This is a genomic window from Cellulosimicrobium sp. E-16 (assembly GCF_049913115.1).
Taxonomy (GTDB): Bacteria; Actinomycetota; Actinomycetes; order Actinomycetales; family Cellulomonadaceae; genus Cellulosimicrobium.
In genome coordinates this window covers 4083718-4107876 of the sequence record NZ_CP183974.1, presented here as the reverse complement: position 1 = coordinate 4107876, position 24159 = coordinate 4083718, and the positions used below count along the sequence as shown (strand labels likewise).

Here is a 24159-nt window from a genome sequence, read left to right as displayed (position 1 = left end):
CCCATGACCGCGACGCTCGTGTCCACCCTGTTCCTCTCGCTCGACGGCATCGCCGAGATCGACCCGGCGTGGCACTTCCCCTACTTCGACGACAACATGGCGGCCGCCGTCGACGAGGACTACCAGGACGTCGACGCGCTGCTCCTCGGGCGGGTCACCTACGACAGCTTCGCCGGCGCGTGGCCCGAGCGGGAGACCGCCGGGGGCGAGGACGCGTCGTTCGCGGCGCGGCTCGGCGACATGCGCAAGATCGTCGCGACGCGCGGCGACCAGGAGCTCGGGTGGCGGCACGTCGAGCGGGTCGACGGCGACCTCGTCGAGGCCGTGCGCGCGCTCAAGGAGGAGCCCGGCCTGGGCAAGGTGCTCGTCGCCGGCTCGATCTCGGTGGTGCGCCAGCTCCTCGCCGCCGGGCTGCTCGACGAGCTGCGCCTGCTCGTCCACCCCGTCGCGGCGCGCACGGGCGAGCGGCTCTTCGACGAGGGCGAGCCGTACTACCCGCTCACGCTCCTGCGGTCCGAGACCTACCCGACCGGGGTCGTGCGCCTGGTCTACGCGCCGGCCGAGCCGCCGGCGGAGGTCACCTACGACGACGTCGCGGACAAGGTGCCGTCCGGCGACGCCTGACGCGCGACCGCCACCACGGCGACGTCGTCCTCGCGACCGGGGTCGTCGAACGCCGCGACGAGGCGCTCGCACATGGCCGCGGGGTCGAGTCCCGCGTTCTGGCCGGCCACCCGCACCAGGCGGTCGAGCGCGTCGACCAGCGACCCGCCCCGGCGCTCGACGAGCCCGTCGGTCACGAGCACGAGGAGGTCGCCGTCCTCCAGGACCTCGTGGTGGGCGAGGCGCTCGTCGGGGCTCGGCACGCCGAGGATGCGAGAGCCCGACTTCGCGCGGACGACCGTCCCGTCGGCGCGCACGACGAGCGCGGGCAGGTGGCCGGCGTCCGTGAGCTCCAGGGCGCCCGTCGCCGGGTCGAGCACGCACACGCAGACCGTCGCGAACTCCGTGTGGTCGTCGCGCAGCGCCGCGTTGAGGAGGTCCAGCGCGGAGGCCGCGTCGTGGCCCTCGCGCAGGTAGGCACGCAGCGTCATGCGCACCTCCGCCATCACGGTCGCGGCGCGCAGGGAGTGGCCCTGCACGTCGCCGATGACGACGGCCACCCGCCCGTCCGGGAGGTCGAACGCGTCGTAGAAGTCGCCGCCGACGTCCAGGCGTGCGTCCGACGCCTCGTACCGCGCGGCGACCTCGACGCCGCCCCGCACGTGCAGGTCGGCCGGGAGGAGCGCGCGCTGGAGCGCGAGCGCGATGCGGTGCTCCTCGGTGAACGTGCGGAGGTTCGCCAGGGCGACCGTCGCCGCCTCCGCGAAGCGCGCGGCGGCCTCGCGCTCCTCGTCGGACAGCGGCTCGTCGCCGACCTCGATGCCGAGCCCGCCGACGAGCGCGCCCGTGGCGTCGACGAGCCAGAAGGTGAACCACGCCGACGGGCCGACCCCGGCCTCGGCGAGGAGCGGCCGCCACGGGGCGGGCACCTCGTCGGGACCGAACACGGCGGACGTCGCCCCGGTCGGCGGCAGGACCGCCGTCGGGCCGCGGCCGCGCACGAGCGCGGCACCCTCCGTGGAGCACACCGAGCGCAGCACCACGCCGGCCTCGGCGACCACCATCGAGACGACCGCCCGGCCGAGGACCGCGCACGCACCGCGCGCCGCGTGGTCGGCCACGGCCTCCGGCGACCGGGCCTCGTGGAGCGGGACGAGCGCGTCGGTGAGCGCCTCGAGCCGCCGGGCCGTCCGGCCCGCGCCCCGCTGGGCGTCGACGCGCCGGCACAGGGCGCTGATGGTCGCCAGGAACTCGTCGCGGTCGAGCGGCTCCGGCAGGTAGGCGTCCGCCCCGCCCTCGAGGCCGGCGGTACGCGCCGCCGCGTCGACGTCCGTCGCGGACACGTGCAGGACCGGCACGTGGGCCGTCGCCGGGTCCGCCTTGAGCCGGCTGCACACCTCGCGGCCCGGGATGTCCGGGAGGTTGACGTCGAGGACGACCGCGTCGACGTGCGCCGCCGCCTGGGCCAGCGCCTCGCTCCCCGTCGCGGCCTCGACGACGTCGAACCCGGCGCGGCGGAGCCAGCTCGCCATGACGTAGCGGTGCGCGTGCGTGTCGTCGACCACGAGCACGGTGCGTTCGGCGCTCATCGCGCGCTCACCTCCCGGCGCAGGGTCGCGACGAGGCGGTCGCGGTCGATGCCCGACTTCGCGAGGAACGGGGCGTCGCCGATCCCCGCGGGGGCAGGCGCGCTCGACATGAGCACCGTCGCCGTCGCGGGGTAGAGGCCCTGGATCGTCGACCGGAGGGTCACCCCGTCCGTCCCCGGGAGGCACACGTCGAGGAGCGCCACGTCGGCCGCGCCGTCGTGCAGGAGCGCCAGGGCGTGCGACGCGTCGTGCGCGACGCTGACCCGCGCCGCGTCGTCGCGGAGCATCGAGGAGACGACCGAGGCGTAGGCCCGGTCGTCGTCGACGACGAGCACGTGCCCGAGGTCGTGGTCCGCCTCCTCGGGCTCGGGCCGCTGGTCCGACGGGACCGCCTCGTCGACGGACAGCGACGGGAGCCGGAGCGTGAACACGCTCCCCTCCCCGGGGCGTGACGTCGCGACGAGCGCCCCGCCGAGCGCCTCGGAGGTCCGGCGCGCGTAGGGCAGGCCGAGGCCGGTGCCCCGCACGGTCGGCTGGAGACGGTTGGGGACCTGGACGAACTCCTCGAACACGGCGTCGAGCTGGTCCGCCGGGATGCCGAGGCCGGTGTCGTGGACGTCGAACCGCACGACCTCCCCGTCGGCCTCCGCCCGGAGCACGACCTCGCCGTGGTCCGTGAACTTCACGGCGTTCGTGAGCAGGTTGCGCAGCACGCGGGACAGGAGCCGGCGGTCGGTCACGAGCGTGAGGCCGGGCTCGGCGACCGTGCGCAGCGCGACGCCGGGCCGCACCACGGGGAGGGTCGTGCCGCGCAGCTCGTCGAGCAGCTCCGCGACGTCCACCCGGCCCGGCGCGACGTCCTCGTGCCCGGCCTCGGCGCGCGCGAGGTCGAGCAGCTCGTCGACGAGGGTGAGGAGCGTCGCGGCGCTCTCCCGGAGGAAGCCCACCTGCTGGGTCTGCTCGCCGTCGAGGTGGGAGTCGGAGAGCAGGGAGGTCAGCCCCAGGATCGAGTTCACGGGCGAGCGGAGCTCGTGGCTCACGTTGCGCAGGAAGCGCGTCTTCGCCTCGTTCGCCGCGGCGAGCTCGCGCCCCCGCTCGTCGAGCTCGGCGTAGAGCGCGACGACGCCGGTGTTGGTCTCCTCGAGCTCGGAGGAGAGCTGGTCGTACATCGCGAGGACGCCGCGGTTCGTCTCCTCCAGCTCCACGTTGAGGCGCCGCTGCTCCTCCTGCTGGCGGGTGAGCTCGTCGAGGGTGCGGACCAGCTCCGCGTTCTGGACGCGCAGCTCGTCGACCGCGTCGGCCACGTGCGCGGCCGCGGTGGACCTCCGCACGGCCGCGAGCGTCGCCTCGTCGGTGCGTGCGGTCGCGGGGAGCGCCTTGGTGAGCAGGACGCGCGTCCCGGTCGGGTCGACCTCGAGGCCGCGCACGAGCCGGCGGGCAGCGGGGACGCCGCCGTCGCTCGAGTCGCCCTCGACGAGGAACGGCGTGCCCGCGACGATCTCGGCACGCAGGGTCGCCTGGGGGAGCCCGGGCAGGACCCCGACGACGACGTCGGCGGTGCCGGAGGCGACGGCGGACCGGCCGATCTCGGACAGCGCGGTCGCGACGCGCACCTGGTCCTGCGTGTCCAGGCCGAGCTGTCGGCAGATCTCCCGGCCCGCCCGCCGCAGCGCGATGACGTCGGAGTCGGAGCGGAGCTGGGTGACGAGCAGCGTCGTGCTCATGCCGCCTCCCGGCCGATCGGGAGCACCGCCACGCACGAGTCGTCCCGCCGCACCGCGTGGTCGCGCAGGACGACGCCCGCGACGACGAGCGGCGAGCGGGCCGCGAGTCCCGGGTAGTCGGCGAGCGACCACCGGTCGGTGAGCCCGTCGCTGTGCAGCACGACGACGTCCCCGGCCTCGACCGGGTACGTCGTCTCGCGCAGCGGCCGTCCCCGGGTGCCGGCGATGCCGGGATAGCTGACGAGCCCGCGCGTCCGCCCGCCGTGCACGGTCCCGGCGATGTTGCCCAGGCCCGCGTACCGCAGCACCCCGTCGCCGGCCGCCTGGGCGACGGCGACGGCCGCGCCGCGCGTGCCGCCGAGCGCCGCGTGCACGCGCTCGAGGAGCGCGACCGGGGACCCGGCCGGCGCGTCGAGGAACGCGCGCACGGCGGCGCCCGACGCGGCGGCGGCGAGCGGGCCGTGCCCCAGGCCGTCGGCGACGAGGAGGCTCGCGACGCCGTCGTCGTGGCGCACCGCGAGCGCGTCGCCGCACACCGCCTGGCCGGTCATCGGCCGGGTGATGCCCGTCGGCTCCCGGAGCCCGGCCACCGTCCCCTGCGCGGCGAACGTCGCCGCGATGACCGTCCCGCGACCCGGGGAGGTCCATGCGTCCCACGACGACGCGAGCCGCGGCAGCGTGCCGAGGCCGATGCCGAGCGTGCCGCGGCTCGAGACGCCGTCTCGCATGGCGGCGCCGATGTCCCGCATGCCCGGGCCGGAGTCCACCGCGAGCACCTCGAGCGCGGTGTCGTCGCCGGTGCGTCGCACGCGGACGAGCACCGAGCCCGACCCCGCGTGCCGGCACTGGTTGGTCGCGAGCTCCGAGACCACGAGCCCGACCTCGGCCGCCCGGTCGTCGTCGAGGCCCAGGCTCCGGGCGACGGTGCTCGCGCCGCGGCGCACGCTCCCGACCGCCGACGGGTGGTCCACGGTGTACCAGGTACCGTCCTCGACGATGCTGCGGCGCTCGTCGGGACGGTCGGGGGCCGAGCTCATCGGGACCAGGTCGCGATCTCGACGCGGGTGCCCGCGCCCGGTGCCGTGTCGATCGCGAAGTGCTGGACCAGGCGGCGCGAGCCCGAGAGCCCCAGGCCGAGGCCGCTCCCGCTGGTCCAGCCGTCCGTGAGCGCGAGGTCGAGGTCCGGGATGCCCGGCCCCTCGTCCGAGAAGACGGCGCGCACGCCGGTCCGCGGACCCGTGGTGACGAGCGCGACCTCGGCCTCGCCGCCACCGCCGTAGACGAGCGTGTTGCGCGCGAGCTCGCTGGCCGCGGTGACGAGCTTGGTCTGGTCGACGAGCGACAGGCGTGCCTGCTGCGCGAGCGTCCGGACGAGCTGGCGCACCCGGACGACGTCGGAGTCCGTGCGCACGGGCACGCGCTCGGCCGTCGTCGACGGCGGGGTCGTCGTCGTCATCTCTCCTCGCGCTCGGCGGCGGCGAGGAGCACGTCCTCGGCGGACCGCTCCTCGGGCGCGAGGAGCGCGAGGCCACGCTCGACGTCGAGAGCCGTACGGACGTCGCCGAGAGACAGCCCGAGCTCGACCATGGTGATCGCGACGGCGGGCCGCATCCCGACGACGACGGTCGTCGCGTCGAGCACGTGGGAGATGCCCGCGACGGACGCGAGCATGCGCCCGATGAAGGAGTCGACGATCTCCAGCCCGGAGATGTCGATGATCACGCCGCGCGCTCCCGTGTCCGTGATCCGCTGGGCGAGGTCCTCCTGGAGCCGCAGGGCGGTGTCGTCCTGGAGGTCGACCTGGATCGAGACGAGGAGCGTCGAGCCGATCTTGAGGATGGGGACGGCGTCGGTCATGCCGGGAGCCCGGTCCGCCGGGTGTCGCGGCTCGCGCGCAGCGCGTCCACGAGCGCGTCCGCGAGGGTCGCGCGCGTGCGGATGTCGCCGAACTCGATGCCGAGCGCGACGATCGTCTGGGCGATCTGCGGACGGATGCCGCTGATCGTGCACTCGGCGCCCATGAGGCGCGCCGCGACGACCGTCTTGAGCAGGTGCTGCGCGACCTGGGTGTCCACCGCGGGGACGCCCGTGATGTCGATGATCGCGTGCTCGCTGCCCGTGTCGACGAGCGTGTTGAGCAGCTTCTCCATGACGACCTGCGTGCGCGCCGAGTCGAGCGTGCCGACGAGCGGCACCGCGACGATGCCCTCCCAGAGCTTCACGACGGGGGTCGAGAGCTCGAGGAGCTGCTCGGCCTGCTCGGAGATGATCGCCTCGCGCGCCGCGGCGAAGGTCTCGAACGTGAAGAGGCCGAGCTGGTCGACCAGGCGCAGGAGCGGGGTGACGTCGGTGTCGGCGTCCGTCACCGCGGCGAGCCGGTACAGGCCCTCCTTGAGCGCGAACACGCCGATCGCCGTCTCGCGCGGGGTGAACCCGAGGCGGGCGCGCGCGGAGGAGACGTCGGCGAGGATGCCGCGGAGCTGGTCGAACCCGGCGTCGGACAGCGAGACGCCGCCCGACCGCAGCCCGTCGAGGAGCGCGTCGAGGATCTCGCTCTGCTCCCGCTCGAGCTCGCCGCGCGAGGTGCGGCCGTGGAGCTCGTGCGCGGCGGCCTCGAGCCAGGCGCTGCGCACGTCGTCGGCGTGCTCCGTCAGGAGGTGGGCAAGGGTGTCGGGTGTGGCGGCGTCGGCCATCGGTGTCCTTCCGGGTTGAACGACGCCGAACGGGCTCGCGGCTGTCGCGCCGCCAGTGTACGCAGGGCGCGCGAACACGCAGCACGACCTGAGGTCAGTCGTCCCGTGGACGAAGGACCGCAGGTCGTGCTCGGGGAGGCGGGGTCAGCTGCGCAGGTCGAGGTAGCGGTCGATGAGGGCCGCGGTGGACGGGTCCTGCGCGGCGAGCGCGTCCTCGTCGCCCGCGACGGCGGGCGCGATCTCGAGCGCGAGCTTCTTGCCGAGCTCGACGCCCCACTGGTCGAAGCTGTCGATGCCCCACACGACGCCCTGCACGAACGTGATGTGCTCGTAGAGCGCGATGAGCTGGCCCAGGACCGACGGCGTGAGCGCGGGCGCGAGGACCGACGTCGTCGGGCGGTTGCCCGGGAACGTCCGCGCGGACACCAGCGCCTCGGCCGTGCCCTCGGCGCGGACCTCGTCGGCGGTCTTGCCGAACGCGAGCGCCTTGGTCTGGGCGAAGAAGTTCGCGAGGAACAGCCCGTGCACGTCCGCGCCGGGCTGGACCGCGCCGCCGTCGCCGACGTCGTCCGTCAGCGGGTGCGCGGGGTTCGCGACGGCGATGAAGTCCGCCGGGATGAGCCGCGTGCCCTGGTGGATGAGCTGGTAGAACGCGTGCTGGCCGTTGGTGCCGGGCTCGCCCCAGAAGATCTCGCCCGTCTCCGTCGTCACGGGCGAGCCGTCCCAGCGCACGCGCTTGCCGTTGGACTCCATGGTGAGCTGCTGGAGGTACGCCGGGAAGCGGTGCAGGTACTGCGCGTACGGGAGCACGGCGTGCGTGTGCGCGTCGAGGAAGTTGACGTACCAGACGTTGAGCAGACCCATGAGGACCGGCACGTTGCGCTCGAACGGCGTGCGGCGCACGTGCTCGTCGATCGCGTGGAACCCGGCGAGCAGCTCGGCGAAGCGGTCGGGGCCGATCGCGACGGCGAGCGACGTCCCGATCGCCGAGTCCACGGAGTAGCGCCCGCCGACCCAGTCCCAGAACCCGAACGCGTTCGCCGGGTCGATGCCGAAGGCCGCGACCTTGTCGAGCGCGGTCGAGACGGCGACGAAGTGCTGCGCGACGGCGGCCTGGCGCGCCTCGTCCGTGTCGTCGAGAGCGCCCACCGCGGCGAGCTCCGTCCACAGCCAGTCGCGCGCGAGGCGCGCGTTCGTCAGGGTCTCGAGCGTGCCGAACGTCTTGGACGCGACGATGAACAGCGTCGTGCGCGGGTCGAGGCCCGCCGTCTTCTCCGCGACGTCCGTCGGGTCGATGTTGGAGACGAACCGGACCTCGATGTCCTGGTGCTTGTAGGGCAGCAGCGCCTCGTACGCCATGACCGGGCCGAGGTCGGAGCCGCCGATGCCGATGTTCACGACCGTGCGCACGCGCTCGCCCGTGACGCCCGTCCACTCGCCCGAGCGGACCTTGTCCGCGAACGCGTAGACCTTCGCGAGCTCGGCGTGCACGTCCGCGTCGACGTCCTGGCCGTCGACGACGAGGTGCTCGTCGTCGCCCAGCGGGGTCGGCCGGCGCAGGGCGGTGTGCAGGACGGCGCGGTCCTCGGTGACGTTGATGTGCTCGCCCGTGAACATCGCCTCGAGCCGGTCGTCGAGGTGCACCTCCTCGGCCAGGCGCACGAGCAGCTCGAGCGTCTCGTCCGTGACGAGGTTCTTCGACAGGTCGACCGTGAGGTCGGCGGCCTGGTGGGTGAGGCGGCGGGCGCGGTCCGGGTCGGCCGCGAACCAGGTGCGCAGGTCCGGCTCCACGGTGTCGCGGTGCACGGTCAGCGCGGTCCAGGACGGCGTGGTGGTGGGGTCGATCGGCGGCGGCACGGGCTGCGAGGTCATGACCACCAAACTACTGACCGACGTCGCCGCCCGCCCACCCCGACCGTCCCGCGGTCGATGGTCCGGTGGCCTCACGAACGGCCTCCGTCGGTCCCTGGACCTCGGCCACGGGGCGAGCGTGGGCGGCCCGCGCGACGATGGTCGGCGTGCGCCGAAGGCGCGCACCGGACGGGAACGACGCCGCCCGGACACGAGCGGACACCGGAGGAGGGGACCATGGCCGAGGTCGTGCTGTTCCACCACGTGCAGGGACTGACCGAGGGCGTGCGGACGATCGCGGAGTCGCTGCGGGGCGCGGGGAACGTCGTGCACACGCCGGACCTGTTCGAGGGGCGCACGTTCGCGACCCTCGACGAGGGCATGGCGCACGTGGAGGAGCTGGGCTTCGGCACCGTCCTGGAGCGCGGGCGGGCCGTCGCCGACGGGTTCGACGCGGGGGTCGTCTACGCAGGGATCTCGCTCGGCGTGCTGCCCGCGCAGATGCTCGCCCAGACGCGCGCCGGAGCCAAGGGCGCGGTGCTGCTCGAGGCGTGCGTGCCCGTCTCGGAGTTCGGCGAGGCCTGGCCAGACGCCGTCCCCGTGCAGGTGCACGGCATGGACGCCGACCCGTCGTTCGCGGGGGAGGGCGACCTCGACGCCGCGCGCGAGCTCGTGGACTCCACGCCCGACGCCGAGCTGTTCGTCTACCCCGGCGACCGGCACCTGTTCACCGACCCGAGCCTGCCGTCGTACGAGCCGGAGGCCGCCGCGCTCGTGACCGAGCGGGTGATCCGCTTCCTCGACGGCATCCGCTGAGCGGCCGTCGTCGCGGCGACCTCCGGGATCAGGAGGCGGCGCCGGGCTGCGGCCCGGGCTCTCCGCCGGGTGCCGCGTCGAGCACGAGCTGCCACTCGGCGTCGACGCTCGCGGGCGCGAAGCCCAGTGCGACGTTGATCGCGAGCATGTGCGCGTTCTCCTGCGCGTTCCACGTGTGCACCCGGCGCGACGACGGCCGCGCCCGTGCGAGCTCGTCGAGCACGGCGACCTTGACGAGCATCCCGAGGCTGCGGCCGCGGTGCTCGCGGAGCACGAGCGTGTCGTACTGGAAGACGACCTCGGGCCGGTCCAGCGGGTACGAGACCATCGAGAACGCCGCGAGCGTGCCCGACGACGTGTCCTCCGCCGCGGCGATGACGTACCCCTGACCGCGGTCGAGGATCTCCCGGGACGTCGTCCGGACGCGCTCGGCGTCCCACGGGTCCTCCTCGAGGTCGAGGCCACCGTTGGGGGCGTCGGTGCTCATGCGCGTCTCGAGCACCGCGAACTGGTCGATCCACTCCTCGGGGACCTCGTCCGTCCACACGTGCACGCGGTAGCCGTCGGAACGCGCCGTCGCCGCCGTGCGCAGCGGGCCGAGCACCTCGGGCGCGACCGGGAGGTCGAGCACCGAGTGGCGCATCACCTGCTCGAGCGTGAACCCACGGCGCTGCGCGAACGTCGTCCCGTCGTCGTGCGCCGGGACGCGGCCGCTGCCCGTCGGGGCCTCCAGCGCGCCCGGCCCCGGCGGCGGCTCCGGCGCGAACGACGAGTCGGACTGGACGACGCGCCGCCCTTCCGCGCGCGCGACCTCCAGCGCCGCCTCCCACAGCGCGGAGCCGACGCCGCGGCGCCGGTGCGCGGGGTCCACGCCCACGTAGACGACCGCCACGTGCGTGTTGCCCTGCTGCGGGAGCCCCACCATGGACCGCCCGACGACGTCCTCGGGCCGGGGAGCGGTGCCGTGCGGGGCGTCGTCGAGCACCGCGACCCAGCGCAGCACGCGGCGGTAGCCGGGGCTCGCCACCGTGCCCGCGACGGTCGCCGCGTCCAGGGCGAGGTCCGTGTGGCCGTAGATCGCACGGTCGATCGCGTCGCCCACCCGGACCGTGCCGTGGACGGCCCAGGCGTCCGGCGCGTCGAGGCTCCCCGGGACGGGCTCGATGCGCACGCGCACGTCGCCCGTGGTGGTGGGTCCTGCCTGCGGTGCGGTCACTCGCCGTCCTTGGGGGTCGTCCTGCGCTGCCATGCGGCCCACACGCCCGCGGGCCGGAACCCGAGAGCGACGTTGATCGCGAGCATGTGGTCGTTCTCCTGCGCGTTCCAGGTGTGGACGCGCACGGTCGCGGGGCGCTCGCGGGCGAGCGCGTCGAGGTTGGCCACCTTGACGAGCATCCCGAGGCGGCGCCCGCGGTGCTCCCGGAGCACGAGGGTGTCCTCCTGGAACGCGAAGTCGTCGTGGTCGCGCGGGTACAGGAAGACCGTGAACGCGGCGAGCGTGCCGGTCGGCACGTGCTCCGCGGCGCTCAGGAGGAAGCCGTTCCGCTTCTCGGCCTGCTCGCCGACCCACGTGCGCACGCGGCGCGCGTCCCACGGGTCCTCGCCGTACTCGACACCGCCTGTCGGCGGGTCGGTGCTCATGCGGGTGAAGAGCACGGCCACCTGCTCGAGCCAGACGTCGGGGACCTCGTCGGTCCAGGTGTGCACCCGGTAGTCGGAGCCGGCGTGCTCCCGGGCGTCGTCGCGGTGCGCGTCGAGGGCCTCGGGGGGCACCGGAAGGTCCAGCACCGAGTGACGTTCGACCTGCTCCAGGGCGTACCCGCGCGGGCTGAGGAAGCGCGGGCCGGGGGCGTCGGCGGGGACGCGGCCGGCGCCGGTCGTGGCGGCGAGCGCGCCCGGGCCCGGCGGAGGCTCCTCGCCGTGCGAGGTGTTCGAGAGGAGCACGGTGCGCCCGGCGTCCGCGCCGAGACGCTCGGCGAGCGCGAGCAGGGGAGTCCCGATGCCGCGCCGGCGCTCGGACGGCCGGACGAGCACGAAGGCCTCGCTCAGCCGCTCGTTGCTCGTGGTGGGGTGGAGCACGAACAGGTGCGCGACGACGTCGGGCACGGTGGGCGGGACGCCGTCGGCGATCAGGGCGCGGGCGGCCGCGGAGCGCACGACGACGAAGCGGCGCTTGGCCGCGTACTCCTGGTGGTCCATGCCCGAGAGCACGTCCCGGGGCCGGAGCGCGAGGTCCTCGTAGCCGTGGACCTCGAGCTCGTGCTCGCGCTCGAGGTCCGCGACGGCGTGGTACGCCCACGCGTCGGGGTCGTCGAGCGACGCGGGGTGCGGGGCCTCGACGAGCGTGTACCCGTGCGGGAGGGACACCTCGGGGGCGGTGCGGGCGACGCTGCTCATGCGTCCAGCGTTCCCGCGCCGGCGGACGATGTCCACGCCTTTTGTTACGACGACGGCCCGGGCTCCCGCAGGAGCCCGGGCCGGGTGCGCCGCTGGTACGGCGGGCGTCGGTGCCCTACTTGCGCGCCGAGCGTCGCGAGATCGCGCCCCAGATGAGCAGCACGAGCAGCGAGCCGACGAAGGCCCAGAACCACGTGGTGAGCGAGAAGAACTCGTCGTTGGCGTCCGCGCCGAACAGCGCGCCGCCGATCCATCCGCCGAGGAGGGCACCCAGCACACCCACGATCAGCGTGACGATCCAGCCCCCTGCTGCCTTGCCCGGCAGGATGGCGCGTGCGATCGCGCCCATGATGAGGCCGATGAGGATCCATCCGATGAAGCTCATCCCTGTCTCCGCTCTCTGGGGGACGAAGCAGTCATAGAGGGCAACTTCCCCGTATGCCTGACCTCACGGTGGCACGGCGCGAGGCGGCTCGCACGCCGGGCGTCCTGTCGGCGGTCGTTAGGCTCAGGGGATGGCGACGACCGAGGCGACGAGCGCGCGCGTCGACAGCTGGCTGTGGGCCGTCCGGGTGTTCAAGAGCCGCTCGCAGGCGACCGCGGCGGTCAAGGCCGGTCACGTGCGGGTCAACGGCGAGCGCGCGAAGCCCGCGACGAGCGTCAAGGTCGGGGACCGCGTCGTCGTGCGCGGTGGCCCGGCGGAACGGATCCTCGTCGTGGAGAAGGTGCTGGTGAAGCGCGTCTCCGCGCCGTTGGCCGCCCAGGCCGTGATCGACCAGAGCCCGCCCCCGCCGCCCAAGGAGCTCACCGTCCGCGTCGCCGTCCGCGAGCGCGGCGCCGGCCGCCCGACGAAGCGCGAGCGCCGCGACCTCGACCGCCTCCGGGGCCGCGGCTGACGCACGTGCGGCCGGGAGACGCACGTGGAGGTGCGTCTCCCGGCCGCGGGTGCAGCGCTCGGTGAGAGGTGTCAGGTCAGCAGGCGCCGAGGTCCTTCCAGACGCCCCACTGGCCGCTCTGGGCGGGGTTCTCGCCCGTCGTCCACCACTTGGCCTGGTAGTTGCGGCCGTCGTGCGAGACGTTCGCGCCGCCGAGGTACACCCCGCCCGCGGTCCACGCCGGCGCCGTGCAGTTGCCGGGCTCGGGGTCCGTGGGCTCGGGGTCCGGGTCGCCCGGGTCCGTGCCGCCGGCGCCGACCTTCAGGTCGACGCAGTTGTAGAACGCGTTCACCGTGTTCGACACGTTCCAGCGCGCGAGGATCGTGTGGTTGCCCTCGGGCAGGCCGGTCAGCGTGTGGGAGATGTTGCTCGGAGGCTGCGCGCCGCCCTGGTTGAACGTCTTGAACAGCACGCCGTCGACGAAGTACTCCCACGTGCTCGTGTTGTGCGCTGCGGTGAGGTTCCACTGGAAGGTCACCGACGTGCCGGTCTGCGTGCGCGGCCACGGCTTGCTCGTGTCGTCGAGGATGCTGAACCCGCTGCCGCCGGAACACTTCATCGAGCCCTTGGGGGCCTCGACGGACTGCGGCTCGTACTTGATGCCGCCGCAGTCGAACGACGTGGTGCCCTTCGCGCAGTGGTCCTGCCGGCTCGGCGGGGACGTGATCCAGCCGTGCGCGCTCGCGCTGGGGGCGATGGCCACGGGGGCGATGATCGCGACCGCGCCGACGACGGCCGCCAGGAGTACCGCTCTCAGTCTTCGCATGAGTTGTCTCGCTCTCCATCCGGTGGTGCAGGGGTCCTGCGGCGCGCTTCGTCGCGGGCCGCTCTCGGATCGGGCACTTTCGACGCTACGAAACGTGAGGAGTGCGGACAATTGGGCAAAGCCCGTACGTGCTTCCGCGTACCCGGCGCGCCGTCCACGCCCGGCACGCACGACGGCGGGTGCCCTCGCCCGTACGGACGAGGACACCCGCCGTCGCGGGGCTCAGCGGGTCAGCAGGCGCCGATCAGCTTCCACGGACCCCAGGCCTCGGAGCCGGGGACGTTGTTCTGCGTCCACCACTTCGCCTCGTAGACGTTGCCGTCGTGCGAGACCTTCGCGCCGCCCGTGTAGACGGAGGCCGAGGACCAGGCCGCGTCGGTGCAGGTGCCCGGCTCGCCGCCGCCGGGGTTCTCGCCCTCGCCGCCGCCGGGGTTCTCCCCGCCGCCGGGGTTGGTGCCGTCGGCCGTGACGGTCAGGTCGACGCAGTTGTAGAACGCGTTCACCGTGTTCGACACGTTCCAGCGCGCGAGGATCGTGTGGTTGCCCAGCGGCAGGCCCTTGAGGGTGTGCGAGATGTCCTTGGGCGGCTGGACGCCGCCGCCGTCGAACGTCGCGAAGAGCTGGCCGTCCACGAAGTACTCCCACACGCTCGTGGCGTGGTTCGCGGTGAGGTTCCACTGGAACGTCACGTCGCGGCCGGTCGTCGTGCGGGGCCAGGGCTTGCTCGCGTCGTCGAGGATCGCGTAGCCGCTGCCGCCGGAGCACTTCATCGAGCCCTTGGGGGCCTCGACGGACTGCGGCTCGTACTTGATGGACCCGCAGTCGAAGGACGTGGTGCCCTTCGCGCAGTGGTCCTGCCGGGAGGCCGGAGAGGTGATCCAGCCGTGCGCCGAGGCGCTGGGGGCGATCGCGATCGGGGCGATGATCGCGGTCGCGCCCACGACGGCGGCGAGGAGCGCCGCGCGGAGTCGCTTCATGGGGGACTCGCTTCCTGTGTCGGGGAGGGCCGACGCCGTGCGGAGCCCGCACCGTCGGCCGTGACGTGGTGGACCGTAGGCAGCCGCGCGACGTGCGCTCAACGACTACGCACGACCGGCGTCGGGTACGGGAAGTCCCGTACCCGGCGGGTCGATTCGCCGGGATCGTGCGCCTGAGCGGTCGAGCCTGCTCCGTCGCCGTGCCCCGTCGAGCCGTTCGGCGGGCGAAAACCATGTGGGGACCACGTATCCCCGAGAGAGGCAGCGTTCGGTGGGTCAGGCGGCGGCCGCGTCCTCCTCGCGCAGGCGCGGCTCGGTGCGCAGGGCCGGGCGGAGGCCGGACTTGTCGGCGTAGAACGCGCGCACGACGTCCATGTCGGCGCGCACGTCGCCCGTGAGCTCGATCGTCGGGCCGAGGCCGGTGGTCATGGTGGTGCGGTCCACGTACCCGAGGGTCACGGGCAGGTGCGCCTCGCGCGCGATGCGGTAGAAGCCCGACTTCCAGTACGACCCCGCGCCGCGCGTGCCCTCGGGCGTGACGACGAGCGAGAACACCTCGCCGGCCTGGAGGCGCGCGACGACGTCGGCCACGACCCGGCTCGGGTCGCGCCGGTCGACCGGGATGCCGCCGAGCGCGCGCATGAGCGGGCCCGCGGGGCCGGCGAACAGCGTGTGCTTCCCGAGCCAGCGCACGTGGATGCCCGTGCTCCAGGCAATCGCGAGCATGAGGACGAAGTCCCAGTTCGACGTGTGCGGGGCGCCGACGAGGAGCGTCGGGCGGCCGGTGTCGTACGGCTCGGAACGCAGGGACCACCGGCTGGTCGCCCAGTAGGCGCGGGCGAGGGCTCGGCGGATCACGACGCCACGGTACAGGGCCGTCCACCGGGAGACCGGTTGCCGTCGACAACCACAGGGAGCCCGGCTAGTCTCCGGGCGGGTAGGGAACTTCCCGCCCTACCTGCACGGCTCGGACATGTCGGCTCGACCCACCCACTGCTCGACGGAGACCAGATGGACACCACTCCCGCCGGTACACCCGCCCTCCTGCGCACCCTCAACGCGCGCGCCGTGCTCGACGTGCTCGGCACGGGCGCGCAGGTCGCGCGGCCCGACGTCGTCTCGGCGACCGGGCTGTCCAAGACGACCGTCGCGCAGACGCTGCGCGCGCTCGAGGCGACGGGCGTCGTCACGGAGGCCGGGCTCGACCACGACCGGCGGGGGCCGGCCGCGACGCTGTACCGCGTGGACCCCGACTACGCGTTCGGGCTGGGGATCGACGTCGCGCGCGACCGGGTGCGGGTCGCGCTCGTCGACGTCACGGGTGCGATCCGCGCCCGCGCGGAGCGTCGGGACGTCAAGCCGACGACGACGGCCCGCGCGCGTGCGGCCGCGGAGCTCGCCCGCGCGTGCGTGAGTGACGTCGCGGCCCGGCTCCCCGAGGGCACCGCGGTCGAGGTGACGCGCGCCGTCGCGGCGGTCCCGCTGATCGTCGGGTCGGACCAGCGGACCATCCGCCGCGTCCCCGGCTACGAGAAGGGTGGGACGGACCTGGTCGAGGCCCTCGAGGACTCGCTGGGCTGCCCGGTGTCGCTCGAGAACGACCTCAACCTCGCGGCGCTCGCCGAGCAGCGCGACGGGGTCGCCGTGGGCGTGCGCTCGTTCGCCGTGCTCGGTCTCGGCGACGGGTTCGGCGCGGGGCTGGTGCTCGACGGCAAGCTCCACCGCGGGTTCGCGGGCGGCGCCGGCGAGGTCTCGTTCCTGCCGCACCCCGCCCGGGCGCTGGGCTCGGAGGCGCTGGGTGCGTCGTCGCTCGCCGTGCTCGCGAAGGAGCACGGGCTGCCCGACGACGTGACGGTCAAGCAGCTCGTGGACCGCGCCGAGCACGGCGACGGCGCCTCGAACGACGCGCTCGACGAGGTCGCCGAGCGCATCGGCGTCGTCGCGGCGTCGGTCGCGCTCGTCGTCGAGCCGGAGCTGTTCGTCCTCACGAACCAGGCGGCCCGCGCGCCGATCGCGGACCGGGTGACGCGCTTCCTCGCGGAGAAGATCGCCGTGCTCCCCATCCAGGTCGTGCCGTCGGAGCTCACGTGCGACGCCGTCGTGGTGGGTGCCGCGCGCTCGGCCAGCGACGCGCTGCGCGACGAGGTGTTCCGCTCCGCGGCGGCCCACCCCGCGCCGGGCGAGGGCGACGCCGCCGACGAGCGCGAGGAGGCGGCGTCGTGACCGCAGCCGCACCGGACGGGGCGGGCGCACCGCCGTCGGACCTCGTCTCCCGGCTGGGCCTCGCCGCCGACGCGCGCGCGATCATCCTCAACGCCGACGACTACGGCATGTGCCGGGCCGCCAACCGCGCGGTCTCCGAGCTCCTCCTCGCGGGGCACATCGACTCCGCGACCGTCATGGTCCCGTGCGGGTGGGCGCCGGACGCGCTCGCCTTCGCGGCCGCGCACCCCGTCGACGTCGGCGTGCACCTCGTGCTGACGAGCGAGTGGACGCGGTACCGGTGGCGGCCGCTCACGGGGACGGGCACGTCCCTGGTCGACGACGCGGGCTACTTCCCGCGCGACGTCCTGTCCGTCGAGCGCCAGGCGCGCGTCGAGGACGTCGTCGCCGAGCTCACGGCCCAGCTCGACACGGCGCTCGCGGCCGGGGTCGACGTCTCGCACCTCGACAACCACATGGGTTCGGTCTACGGGCTCGAGACGGGGCGGTCGTTCCTGCCGCAGGTCTTCGAGCTCGCCGCCCGGTACCGACTGCCGTTCCGGCTGCCCCGGACGACCGACGGGATGGTGCTGCCCCCCGGCGACTTCCAGCCCCTGCTCGACGAGGCGACGGCGGCCGCGGACGCGCTGGGCGTCGTCGTGGTCGACCGGCTGTGGACCCACCCGTTCGAGCTCGACGGCGCCGGGACGGTCGAGGAGGAGGACTACGAGGACGTCCGGGCCGACTTCCTCGACCTGCTGCGCCGCGTCCCGTCCGGGGTGACGGAGATCTTCCTCCACCCGATGTTCGACGACGACGAGCTCGGCGACGTCGCCGACTACGGCGTCGCGAAGCGGGGCTTCGAGCGCCGCCTGCTCGCCGACCCGGCCGTGGCGGCCGTGATCGCCGAGGAGGGGATCGTCCGCGTCGGCTGGCGGGACCTGCGCGCGGTGCAGCGGGGCGAGCGGTGAGCGCCCCGCCGGGGACGCCCGGCGCGACGGCCGCGGGCGGGGGGCTGCTCGGTCGTGTCCGGGACCGCCGGCTCGTCGGCACGCCCTCGCGCGCGCAGACGGTCGCCTACGGCGCGTCGGCGTTCCCGTCGAACCTGCTCATGCAGACGTTCTCCGCGTTCGTCGTCTACTTCTACGTCGACCACCTCGGCGTGCGCGCCGGCTGGGTCGCGGGCGCGATGGTCGCGCACGGCGTCCTCAACGCCCTGCTCAACCCGCTCGTCGGCGCGGTCTCCGACCGTCGCCGGACGCGGTGGGGTCGGCGCGTCCCGTGGATCGTGCTGGGGATCGTCCCGCTCGTCGTCGCGTTCGCGCTCGTGTGGACGCCACCCGCCGTGGGGCCGACCGGTCTCGTCGTGTGGTTCCTCGTCGTCGTGGCCCTGTTCGACGTCGCGTACGTCGTCGTCGCGCTCAACATCTCGGCGCTCTTCCCCGAGATCTTCCGCACGACGGCGGAGCGGGCCCGCGGCAACACGCCGCGCCAGATCTTCGGCCTCGTCGGGATGATCCTCGGCACCGCGGGCGCGCCGCTGCTGTACGGCACGCTCGGGTGGACCTGGATGGCGCTCCTGCTCGCCGTCGTGAGCCTCGCGTTCTTCGTGTGGTCCCTCGCCGGCATGGTCGAGCGCCCCGTCGACGTCGCGACGGTGCGCGAGCGCGAGGCCGCCGTCGGGCTGGGCGACCAGCTCCGCTACACGTTCGCGAACCGGGCGTTCGTCACCTACGTGCTCGGCTCGCTCCTGCTCCAGAGCACGACCGCCATCGTGCTCGCCGCGATCCCGTTCTACGTGCGCTACACGCTCGGCGGCGCCGAGGCCGACGCCACGCTGCTGCTCGCCCCGATCTTCGTCGCCGCGATCCCGTCGATCGTGGGGTGGTCGTGGGTCGTGCGGAAGATCGGGCCGCGCTCGGCCATGCTGTGGGTCGTCGCGGTGTACGGCCTCGCGACGTGCCTCTACCTCGTCCCGTCCACCGTCCTCGGCGCCGCGCTCGCGGGCCTCGCCGTGGGCATCGGCGTCGCGGGTCTCATGCAGGTGCTCGAGGTCGCCCTCGCCCAGGTCATCGACGACGACGAGCGCCGCACCGGGCTGCGCCGTGAGGGCATGTACTTCGGTGCCAACGGGTTCGTCGTGCGCGGGTCGGTCATCGTCCAGGCCGTGCTCGTCGCCGGTGTGCTCTCGGCCAGCGGGTACGTCGAAGGTGCGGGCGACGTCGTGCAGCCGGACAGCGTCGCGACCGGCGTGCGCCTCCTCCTCGGCGGGGTGCCCGTGGTGCTCGCCGCGCTCGCGTTCGTGTGCTTCTGGCTCTACCCCCTTCGCGGCCGCGACCCCGACGACACCGACGACGCCCTCGCCGAGGCCGACGCCTCACCCACCGCGGCGGACCCCCTGCCGAGGTAGACCGGGGTTCTCCTCCGGTCGAACGGGGTTCTTCCCGGGCGGGGTGGTGACTTCGAGGGTGTGCTCGGCGACGGTGCAGGGGTCGGTCGTGGCGTCGACGTCGCGGAGGTCGCACGCGACGCGGCGCATGAGCGTGCGGAAGGCGCTGCGCTCGTCGGGCGAGAGCATGCCCAGGAGCTGCTCCTCGGCGTCGTGCACGGCGGTGGCCCACCCGGCGAGCCGACGGCGGCCCTCGGGCGTCGCGACGACGCGGCGGGCGCGACGGTCGGCGGGGTTCTGCTGCCGCTCGACGAGGCCCGCGGCGACGAGGTCGTCGACCAGGTAGGTCATGACGGTCCGGTCGATGCCGTGGTGCTCGGCGAGCGCGAGCTGGGTGGGGTGGTCGCCCTGCGCCACGGTGACGAGGACCTGGTAGCCGCGCGTGCCGTGAGGGACGTCGTCGAGCGCCTGCTCGACCGTCGCGCGGTAGGCGCGCAGGAGCACGCCGAGGTGCCAGCCGAGGTCCTCGAGACGACCGGGGAGCTCGGCCGGGCCGGTGGGTGCGGCGGTCGTCGTGGTCGTGCTCATCCGCCCAGCCTACCGCTGGGAATGCGGTTGCACCACCTATCTGTTACGGATATGTTCTGCACAGCAACGTATCTTCAGATCGCGAGGAGCCATGCCCGACTACGGCCACGACCTGCGCTTCGGGTCCTTCGTCACGCCCACCGCCGCGGCACCGCAGCAGGCGGTCGCGCTCGCGCAGCTCTCCGAGGAGGTGGGCCTCGACCTCGTGACGTTCCAGGACCACCCGTACCAGGCGGCGTTCCTCGACACGTGGACGCTGATGTCCTGGGTCGCTGCGCGCACCGAGCGCATCCGGATCGCGGGCAACGTGCTCAACCTGCCGCTGCGCCCGCCGGCCGTGCTCGCGCGCGCCGTGGCGAGCCTCGACCGGCTCTCGGGCGGGCGCGTCGAGCTGGGGCTCGGCGCGGGCGGGTTCTGGGACCCGATCGTCGCGATGGGCGGCGAGCGCCTGACGCCGGGGGAGTCGGTCGACGCGCTCTCCGAGGGCATCGACGTCGTCCGCGGGCTGTGGGACACGTCCACGCGCGACCGCCTCGTCGCGGGCGGGGCGCACCACCACGTCGACGGGCCCAAGCGGGGGCCGGCACCGGCGCACGACGTGGAGATCTGGGTCGGCGCGCTCAAGCCCCGGATGCTTCGCCTCGTCGGGGCGAAGGCCGACGGCTGGCTCCCGTCGCTCGCGTACCTCCAGAGCTTCGAGGCGCTGGCGAAGGGCAACGCGACCATCGACGCCGCCGCCGAGGACGCGGGTCGCGACCCGCGAGCGGTGCGTCGTCTGCTCAACGTCGGCGGCCGCTTCACCGCCGACGGCGGTGCGGGGTTCCTCCAGGGCTCGCCGCGGCAGTGGGCCGAGCAGGTCGCGGAGGTGACGCTCGAGCACGGCGTCTCGACGTGGATCGTCGCGGGCGACGACCCGACGACCCTGGCCGTCGTCGGCCAGGAGGTCGCCCCCGCGGCGCGCGAGCTCGTCGCGGCGGAGCGCGGTACGGCCGTCGTCCAGGCGCCCGGCGCTGTCACGGACGGCGAGGCCCGCGCATGACCGACTACGGCCACCCGCTCCGGTTCGGCACGTTCGTCACGCCCTCGGCGGAGGACCCGGAGGCGACGGTCGGGCTCGCGCGTCTCGCGGAGGACCTCGGCTACGACCTCGTGACGTTCCAGGACCACCCGTACCAGCCGCGCTTCCTCGACACGTGGACGCTGCTCTCGTACGTCGCGTCGGCGACCGAGCGCATCCACGTCGCGCCCGACGTCGTCAACGTCCCGATGCGCCGGCCCGCCGTGCTCGCGCGCGCGGCGGCGAGCCTCGACCTGCTGTCCGACGGGCGCGTCGACCTCGCGCTCGGCGCCGGCGCGTTCTGGGACGCCATGGTCTCGATGGGCGTCGAGCGGCTGACGCCGGGCGAGTCGGTCGACGCGCTCGCCGAGGCGATCGAGGTGATCCGGGCGATCTGGGGCGAGGACGGCGAGGGCGAGCTGTTCGTCCCCGGGCGGCACCACCGGCTCGACGGCGCGACGCCCGGGCCGGGCACCACGCGTCGCGTCCCCGTGTGGCTGGGCGCGCTCGGCCCCCGCATGCTGCGCCTTGTCGGGGAGAAGGCCGACGGCTGGCTCCCGTCGCTGGGCCGCATCGGGCTGGACGGGCTGCGCGCGGGCAACGCGCGCATCGACGGCGCTGCGACCGCCGTCGGGCGCGACCCGCGCGAGGTCACACGGCTGCTCAACGTGTCGGGCACGTTCGACGCCGCTCCCACGGCGTCCGGTCTCGGGGGTGCCCCCGATCTCTCCGGTCCGCCCGAGGCGTGGGTCGCGCGGCTCCTGCCGCTCGTCCTGGAGGAGGGCGTCTCGACGCTGATCCTCGCGACCGACGACGAGCGCACGACCCGCAGGTTCGCGGAGGACGTCGCGCCCGCGCTGCGGGACGCCGTCGCCGCGGGGCGTGCGGCGAGCGGGACGGACACGTCCCGTGTCGTGCCCCTCGCGGTCCGCGCGGCGCGCCGTCCGGGTATCGCGTACGACGACGTCCCTGCCTCCCTCGCGGAGCGCGCGGTCGAGCCCGGCGACGCCGCGTACACGGGCGTGCGCTCGAACTACCTGCGCGGCGGCTCGCCGGGGCTCGTGCTCCGCCCGCGCGACACCGCCGAGGTCGTCGAGGCGCTCGCGTTCGCGCGCGCCCAGCAGGTGACGCGCACCGTGCCGCTGTCCGTCCGCTCCGGCGGCCACGGGATCAGCGGGCGCTCGACGAACGACGGCGGGATCGTCCTCGACCTGGGCGCGCTCGACGCGATCGAGGTGCTCGACGACGCCGCGCGCCTCGTCCGCGTCGGGCCCGGCGCGCGCTGGGGCGAGGTCGCGGCGGCGCTCGCGCCGCGCGGGTGGGCGATCACCTCGGGCGACTACGGCGGCGTGGGCGTGGGCGGGCTCGCGACCGCGGGCGGCATCGGCTTCCTCGGCCGGGCCCACGGCCTGACGATCGACCACGTGCGCGCCGTCGAGGTCGTGCTCGCGGACGGGCCGGTCGTGCGTGCGAGCGCGGACGAGAACCCGGACCTGTTCTGGGCCGTGCGCGGCGCGGGGTCGCAGGTCGGCATCGTGACGTCGTTCGAGCTCGTCGCGGACGAGGTGTCGGCGGTCGGGTTCGCGCAGATGGTGCACGACGCCTCCGACCTCGCCGGGTTCCTCGAGCGCTGGGGCGCGACGGTCGAGGCGTCCCCGCGCGACACGACGAGCTTTCTGATCGTCGGGCGCCCGAGGCCGGGCCAGCCGGTCGTCGCGCAGTCCATGACGATGGTCGACTCCGACGACCCCGACACCGTCCTCGCCCGGCTCCAGCCGTTCGCGGCGATCTCCCCGCTGCTCGCGCAGGCGACGGCGCAGATCGTGCCGTACGACGCCGTCGTCTCCGCGCCCGCACCCGGGCCGCACGGCGGCCAGGGCGAGCCCGTCTCGCGGTCCGGCCTGCTGGAGCACCTCACGCCCGAGGCGTCCGCCCGGCTGGCGGGGCTCGTCGCGAGCGGTGACACGTACTTCTTCCAGATCCGCTCGACGGGCGGTGCGGCGTCGGACGTCCCCGCGGACGCGACGGCGTACGCGCACCGGTCGGCGAACTTCTCCGTCGTGGCGATGGGGGCGAGCCGCTCGCGGCTCGACGCCCGGTGGGACGCGCTCGCCGACGTGTTCGAGGGCATGTACCTGAGCTTCGACACCGACCGTCGTGCCGAGCGTGTGGCCGACGCGTTCCCGCCCGCGACGTTGTCACGGCTGCGCGAGATCAAGCGCCAGGTCGACCCGACGAACGTCTTCCGCGACAACCTGCCGGTCCTCGGGCCGGACCCGGTCGAGCCGGCGCCGCTCCCCGCGAGGTAGAGCCTCCCGTCGCGGGATAGAAGACGCGGGGTTCTATCTCGCGACGGGTTGTTCTACCTCGCGGGGGCCGGGTCCCTCCGTGGGTTGTTCCGGCGCCCGACGGCGCACGGTGAGGACCGCGTGGACGGCCAGCCCGGCGAGGATCGCCCAGAACGCGGCGGCGATGCCCGCCACGACGACGCCGCTCGCGGCGACGAGGAACGTCACGACCGCGGCCTCGCGCCCGCGCGGCTCGGCGACCGCGCCCGCGACGGCGGCACCGAGCGTGCCGACGAGCGCGAGCCCCGCCGCTGCCTCGACGAGCCCCGCTGGCGCGGCGGCGACGAGCGCGGCGAGGCCCGCGGACCCCACGGCGAGCACGAGGTACGCCCACCCCGCCGTGTGGGCGGCGACCCAGCGTCGTCGGGCGTCGGGGTGGGCCTCGGGGCCCGCGGCGAGCGCGGCGGAGATCGCCGCGAGGTTGATCGTGTGGCCGCCCGCGGTCGCTCCTGCGAGGGTCGCGAGCCCGGTGACGGTCATCGCCTCGCGCCACGGCACGCGATAGCCGAACGACGCCATGACGGCGACGCCGGGGACGTTCTGCGACGCCATCGTCACGACGTAGAGCGGGACGGCGAGCCCGACGACGGCCTGCCACGAGAGCGTGGGCGCCGTGAGGTCGAGGCGCGGGACGGCGTCGGACCAGGCGAGCGTGCCACCGTGCACGGCCTCGTACCCGACGATCGCGAGCGTCACCGCGAGCGCGGCGGGGGCCGCCCAGCGCGGCGCGACCCGCAGCAGCACGAGCCACGTGAGGATCACCGGCGCGACGAGCAACGGTGTCGCGACGACCGCGCGCACGGGCGCGAGGCACAGCGTGAGGAGCACTCCCGCGAGCATCGCCTGCGCGATCGGGGTCGGGATGGCGGCGACGAGGTCGCCGAGACGGGGCCAGAGGGCGGTGAGCAGGACGAGCCCGCCGACGACGCAGAACGCCCCGACCGCGGCGGGCCACCCGCCCGCGACGGCGCCCGTGCTCACGAGGAGGGCCGCGCCGGGCGTGGACCACGCGAGCGTGAGCGGGGTGCGGTGCCGGGTCGTGAGCCAGAGGATGCCGACGGCCTGCGTGACGCAGAGCGCCAGGAGGCCGGATGCGGCCTGGTCGGGGGTCGCGCCGACGGCACGCAGCCCGGCGAGCACGACGGCGAACGAGCTCGTGAAGCCGACGAGGGCGGTCACGAGCCCGGCGAGGACGGGGCGCAGGCGGTCCGAGGCGGGGTCCAT

The 24159-nt window shown here is 74.6% G+C and carries 23 protein-coding genes; 8 read left to right on the top strand and 15 right to left on the bottom strand.

Annotated features, from left to right (window positions below; genetic code table 11):
* Positions 1-3: 3 nt before the first annotated feature.
* Positions 4-624, top strand: coding sequence for a dihydrofolate reductase family protein (locus ACN9MS_RS18040; RefSeq protein WP_047233653.1), 621 nt, complete (start codon positions 4-6; stop codon positions 622-624).
* Here ACN9MS_RS18040 and ACN9MS_RS18035 read toward each other — a convergent pair.
* The 7 genes from ACN9MS_RS18035 to pgi form a co-directional block, all read right to left on the bottom strand.
* A complete protein-coding gene (locus tag ACN9MS_RS18035; RefSeq protein WP_426309770.1) occupies positions 582-2192 on the bottom strand; it encodes a SpoIIE family protein phosphatase in 1611 nt (536 codons plus the stop codon). The two genes, ACN9MS_RS18040 and ACN9MS_RS18035, sit on opposite strands and share 43 nt — an antisense overlap.
* The gene (locus ACN9MS_RS18030) at positions 2189-3916 is read right to left on the bottom strand and encodes an ATP-binding protein (RefSeq protein WP_426309769.1); all 1728 of its coding nucleotides are present in this window, start codon (positions 3914-3916) and stop codon (positions 2189-2191) included. Before ACN9MS_RS18030 ends, ACN9MS_RS18035 begins: the two co-directional genes overlap by 4 nt.
* Positions 3913-4953, bottom strand: a complete 1041-nt coding sequence (locus ACN9MS_RS18025) for an ATP-binding SpoIIE family protein phosphatase (protein ID WP_426309768.1) — start codon at positions 4951-4953, stop codon at positions 3913-3915. The genes ACN9MS_RS18030 and ACN9MS_RS18025 overlap by 4 nt, the downstream gene beginning before the upstream one ends.
* Positions 4950-5372, bottom strand: coding sequence for an ATP-binding protein (locus ACN9MS_RS18020; protein WP_426309767.1), 423 nt, complete (start codon positions 5370-5372; stop codon positions 4950-4952). Before ACN9MS_RS18020 ends, ACN9MS_RS18025 begins: the two co-directional genes overlap by 4 nt.
* A complete protein-coding gene (locus tag ACN9MS_RS18015; protein ID WP_047233648.1) occupies positions 5369-5773 on the bottom strand; it encodes an STAS domain-containing protein in 405 nt (134 codons plus the stop codon). Before ACN9MS_RS18015 ends, ACN9MS_RS18020 begins: the two co-directional genes overlap by 4 nt.
* Positions 5770-6609 (bottom strand): STAS domain-containing protein, encoded by an 840-nt coding sequence (locus ACN9MS_RS18010; RefSeq protein ID WP_426309766.1) that lies wholly within the window; start codon positions 6607-6609, stop codon positions 5770-5772. Before ACN9MS_RS18010 ends, ACN9MS_RS18015 begins: the two co-directional genes overlap by 4 nt.
* A gap of 144 nt (positions 6610-6753) precedes the next feature.
* Complete coding sequence (gene pgi / locus ACN9MS_RS18005; RefSeq protein WP_426309765.1) at positions 6754-8481, bottom strand: glucose-6-phosphate isomerase; 1728 nt, start codon at positions 8479-8481, stop codon at positions 6754-6756.
* A 216-nt stretch (positions 8482-8697) separates the two neighbouring features.
* Between pgi and ACN9MS_RS18000 the strand changes: the two genes are divergently transcribed.
* Entirely contained in the window at positions 8698-9276 is a 579-nt protein-coding gene (locus ACN9MS_RS18000) for a dienelactone hydrolase family protein (protein ID WP_426309763.1), read from the top strand.
* A gap of 28 nt (positions 9277-9304) precedes the next feature.
* Here ACN9MS_RS18000 and ACN9MS_RS17995 read toward each other — a convergent pair whose 3' ends face one another.
* The 3 genes from ACN9MS_RS17995 to ACN9MS_RS17985 form a co-directional block, all read right to left on the bottom strand.
* On the bottom strand, positions 9305-10492 hold the full coding sequence (locus ACN9MS_RS17995; RefSeq protein ID WP_426309762.1) for a GNAT family N-acetyltransferase: 1188 nt from the start codon (positions 10490-10492) through the stop codon (positions 9305-9307).
* Positions 10489-11673: a GNAT family N-acetyltransferase gene (locus tag ACN9MS_RS17990; RefSeq protein WP_426309760.1), complete on the bottom strand. Its 1185-nt coding sequence runs from the start codon at positions 11671-11673 to the stop codon at positions 10489-10491. Before ACN9MS_RS17990 ends, ACN9MS_RS17995 begins: the two co-directional genes overlap by 4 nt.
* 115 nt (positions 11674-11788) lie before the next feature.
* Positions 11789-12058: a GlsB/YeaQ/YmgE family stress response membrane protein gene (locus ACN9MS_RS17985; protein ID WP_141388991.1), complete on the bottom strand. Its 270-nt coding sequence runs from the start codon at positions 12056-12058 to the stop codon at positions 11789-11791.
* Between the two features lie 130 nt (positions 12059-12188).
* On the opposite strand from ACN9MS_RS17985, the gene ACN9MS_RS17980 reads away from it, so the two are divergent.
* Positions 12189-12569, top strand: a complete 381-nt coding sequence (locus tag ACN9MS_RS17980) for an RNA-binding S4 domain-containing protein (RefSeq protein ID WP_375825409.1) — start codon at positions 12189-12191, stop codon at positions 12567-12569.
* Between the two features lie 76 nt (positions 12570-12645).
* Here the strand turns inward: ACN9MS_RS17980 and ACN9MS_RS17975 are convergent, their stop codons facing one another.
* From ACN9MS_RS17975 to ACN9MS_RS17965, 3 genes are all read right to left on the bottom strand, one after another.
* A complete protein-coding gene (locus ACN9MS_RS17975) occupies positions 12646-13374 on the bottom strand; it encodes a lytic polysaccharide monooxygenase (protein WP_426309759.1) in 729 nt (242 codons plus the stop codon).
* A gap of 230 nt (positions 13375-13604) precedes the next feature.
* Positions 13605-14351: a lytic polysaccharide monooxygenase gene (locus ACN9MS_RS17970; RefSeq protein ID WP_378229360.1), complete on the bottom strand. Its 747-nt coding sequence runs from the start codon at positions 14349-14351 to the stop codon at positions 13605-13607.
* A 276-nt stretch (positions 14352-14627) separates the two neighbouring features.
* Positions 14628-15209: a 1-acyl-sn-glycerol-3-phosphate acyltransferase gene (locus tag ACN9MS_RS17965; RefSeq protein WP_237840580.1), complete on the bottom strand. Its 582-nt coding sequence runs from the start codon at positions 15207-15209 to the stop codon at positions 14628-14630.
* 153 nt (positions 15210-15362) lie between these two features.
* Between ACN9MS_RS17965 and ACN9MS_RS17960 the strand changes: the two genes are divergently transcribed.
* The 3 genes from ACN9MS_RS17960 to ACN9MS_RS17950 are packed head-to-tail and all read left to right on the top strand — an operon-like array spanning position 15363 to position 18963.
* Complete coding sequence (locus ACN9MS_RS17960; protein WP_426309757.1) at positions 15363-16574, top strand: ROK family transcriptional regulator; 1212 nt, start codon at positions 15363-15365, stop codon at positions 16572-16574.
* Positions 16571-17524 carry a polysaccharide deacetylase family protein gene (locus ACN9MS_RS17955; RefSeq protein ID WP_426309756.1) on the top strand — a complete coding sequence of 318 codons (954 nt, stop codon included), beginning with the start codon at positions 16571-16573 and terminating at the stop codon, positions 17522-17524. Before ACN9MS_RS17960 ends, ACN9MS_RS17955 begins: the two co-directional genes overlap by 4 nt.
* Positions 17521-18963, top strand: coding sequence for an MFS transporter (locus ACN9MS_RS17950; RefSeq protein WP_426309755.1), 1443 nt, complete (start codon positions 17521-17523; stop codon positions 18961-18963). Before ACN9MS_RS17955 ends, ACN9MS_RS17950 begins: the two co-directional genes overlap by 4 nt.
* Here the strand turns inward: ACN9MS_RS17950 and ACN9MS_RS17945 are convergent.
* The gene (locus tag ACN9MS_RS17945; protein ID WP_426309754.1) at positions 18931-19530 is read right to left on the bottom strand and encodes a MarR family winged helix-turn-helix transcriptional regulator; all 600 of its coding nucleotides are present in this window, start codon (positions 19528-19530) and stop codon (positions 18931-18933) included. The two genes, ACN9MS_RS17950 and ACN9MS_RS17945, sit on opposite strands and share 33 nt — an antisense overlap.
* A 91-nt stretch (positions 19531-19621) precedes the next feature.
* On the opposite strand from ACN9MS_RS17945, the gene ACN9MS_RS17940 reads away from it, so the two are divergent.
* Together ACN9MS_RS17940 and ACN9MS_RS17935 are read left to right on the top strand one after the other, a co-directional pair.
* Positions 19622-20569, top strand: a complete 948-nt coding sequence (locus ACN9MS_RS17940) for an LLM class flavin-dependent oxidoreductase (protein ID WP_426309753.1) — start codon at positions 19622-19624, stop codon at positions 20567-20569.
* Positions 20566-22896 carry an LLM class flavin-dependent oxidoreductase gene (locus tag ACN9MS_RS17935; protein ID WP_426309752.1) on the top strand — a complete coding sequence of 777 codons (2331 nt, stop codon included), beginning with the start codon at positions 20566-20568 and terminating at the stop codon, positions 22894-22896. The genes ACN9MS_RS17940 and ACN9MS_RS17935 overlap by 4 nt, the downstream gene beginning before the upstream one ends.
* Before the next feature lie 33 nt (positions 22897-22929).
* Here ACN9MS_RS17935 and ACN9MS_RS17930 read toward each other — a convergent pair whose 3' ends face one another.
* Positions 22930-24159, bottom strand: coding sequence for a benzoate/H(+) symporter BenE family transporter (locus ACN9MS_RS17930; RefSeq protein ID WP_426309751.1), 1230 nt, complete (start codon positions 24157-24159; stop codon positions 22930-22932).

Coding starts and splice junctions, on each gene's coding strand:
- ACN9MS_RS18040 (WP_047233653.1), top strand. CDS start 4: ATGACCGCGACGCTCGTGTCCACCCTGTTCCTCTCGCTCGACGGCATC.
- ACN9MS_RS18035 (WP_426309770.1), bottom strand. CDS start 2,192: ATGAGCGCCGAACGCACCGTGCTCGTGGTCGACGACACGCACGCGCAC.
- ACN9MS_RS18030 (WP_426309769.1), bottom strand. CDS start 3,916: ATGAGCACGACGCTGCTCGTCACCCAGCTCCGCTCCGACTCCGACGTC.
- ACN9MS_RS18025 (WP_426309768.1), bottom strand. CDS start 4,953: ATGAGCTCGGCCCCCGACCGTCCCGACGAGCGCCGCAGCATCGTCGAG.
- ACN9MS_RS18020 (WP_426309767.1), bottom strand. CDS start 5,372: ATGACGACGACGACCCCGCCGTCGACGACGGCCGAGCGCGTGCCCGTG.
- ACN9MS_RS18015 (WP_047233648.1), bottom strand. CDS start 5,773: ATGACCGACGCCGTCCCCATCCTCAAGATCGGCTCGACGCTCCTCGTC.
- ACN9MS_RS18010 (WP_426309766.1), bottom strand. CDS start 6,609: ATGGCCGACGCCGCCACACCCGACACCCTTGCCCACCTCCTGACGGAG.
- pgi (WP_426309765.1), bottom strand. CDS start 8,481: ATGACCTCGCAGCCCGTGCCGCCGCCGATCGACCCCACCACCACGCCG.
- ACN9MS_RS18000 (WP_426309763.1), top strand. CDS start 8,698: ATGGCCGAGGTCGTGCTGTTCCACCACGTGCAGGGACTGACCGAGGGC.
- ACN9MS_RS17990 (WP_426309760.1), bottom strand. CDS start 11,673: ATGAGCAGCGTCGCCCGCACCGCCCCCGAGGTGTCCCTCCCGCACGGG.
- ACN9MS_RS17985 (WP_141388991.1), bottom strand. CDS start 12,058: ATGAGCTTCATCGGATGGATCCTCATCGGCCTCATCATGGGCGCGATC.
- ACN9MS_RS17980 (WP_375825409.1), top strand. CDS start 12,189: ATGGCGACGACCGAGGCGACGAGCGCGCGCGTCGACAGCTGGCTGTGG.
- ACN9MS_RS17975 (WP_426309759.1), bottom strand. CDS start 13,374: ATGCGAAGACTGAGAGCGGTACTCCTGGCGGCCGTCGTCGGCGCGGTC.
- ACN9MS_RS17970 (WP_378229360.1), bottom strand. CDS start 14,351: ATGAAGCGACTCCGCGCGGCGCTCCTCGCCGCCGTCGTGGGCGCGACC.
- ACN9MS_RS17960 (WP_426309757.1), top strand. CDS start 15,363: ATGGACACCACTCCCGCCGGTACACCCGCCCTCCTGCGCACCCTCAAC.
- ACN9MS_RS17945 (WP_426309754.1), bottom strand. CDS start 19,530: ATGAGCACGACCACGACGACCGCCGCACCCACCGGCCCGGCCGAGCTC.
- ACN9MS_RS17940 (WP_426309753.1), top strand. CDS start 19,622: ATGCCCGACTACGGCCACGACCTGCGCTTCGGGTCCTTCGTCACGCCC.
- ACN9MS_RS17935 (WP_426309752.1), top strand. CDS start 20,566: ATGACCGACTACGGCCACCCGCTCCGGTTCGGCACGTTCGTCACGCCC.
- ACN9MS_RS17930 (WP_426309751.1), bottom strand. CDS start 24,159: ATGGACCCCGCCTCGGACCGCCTGCGCCCCGTCCTCGCCGGGCTCGTG.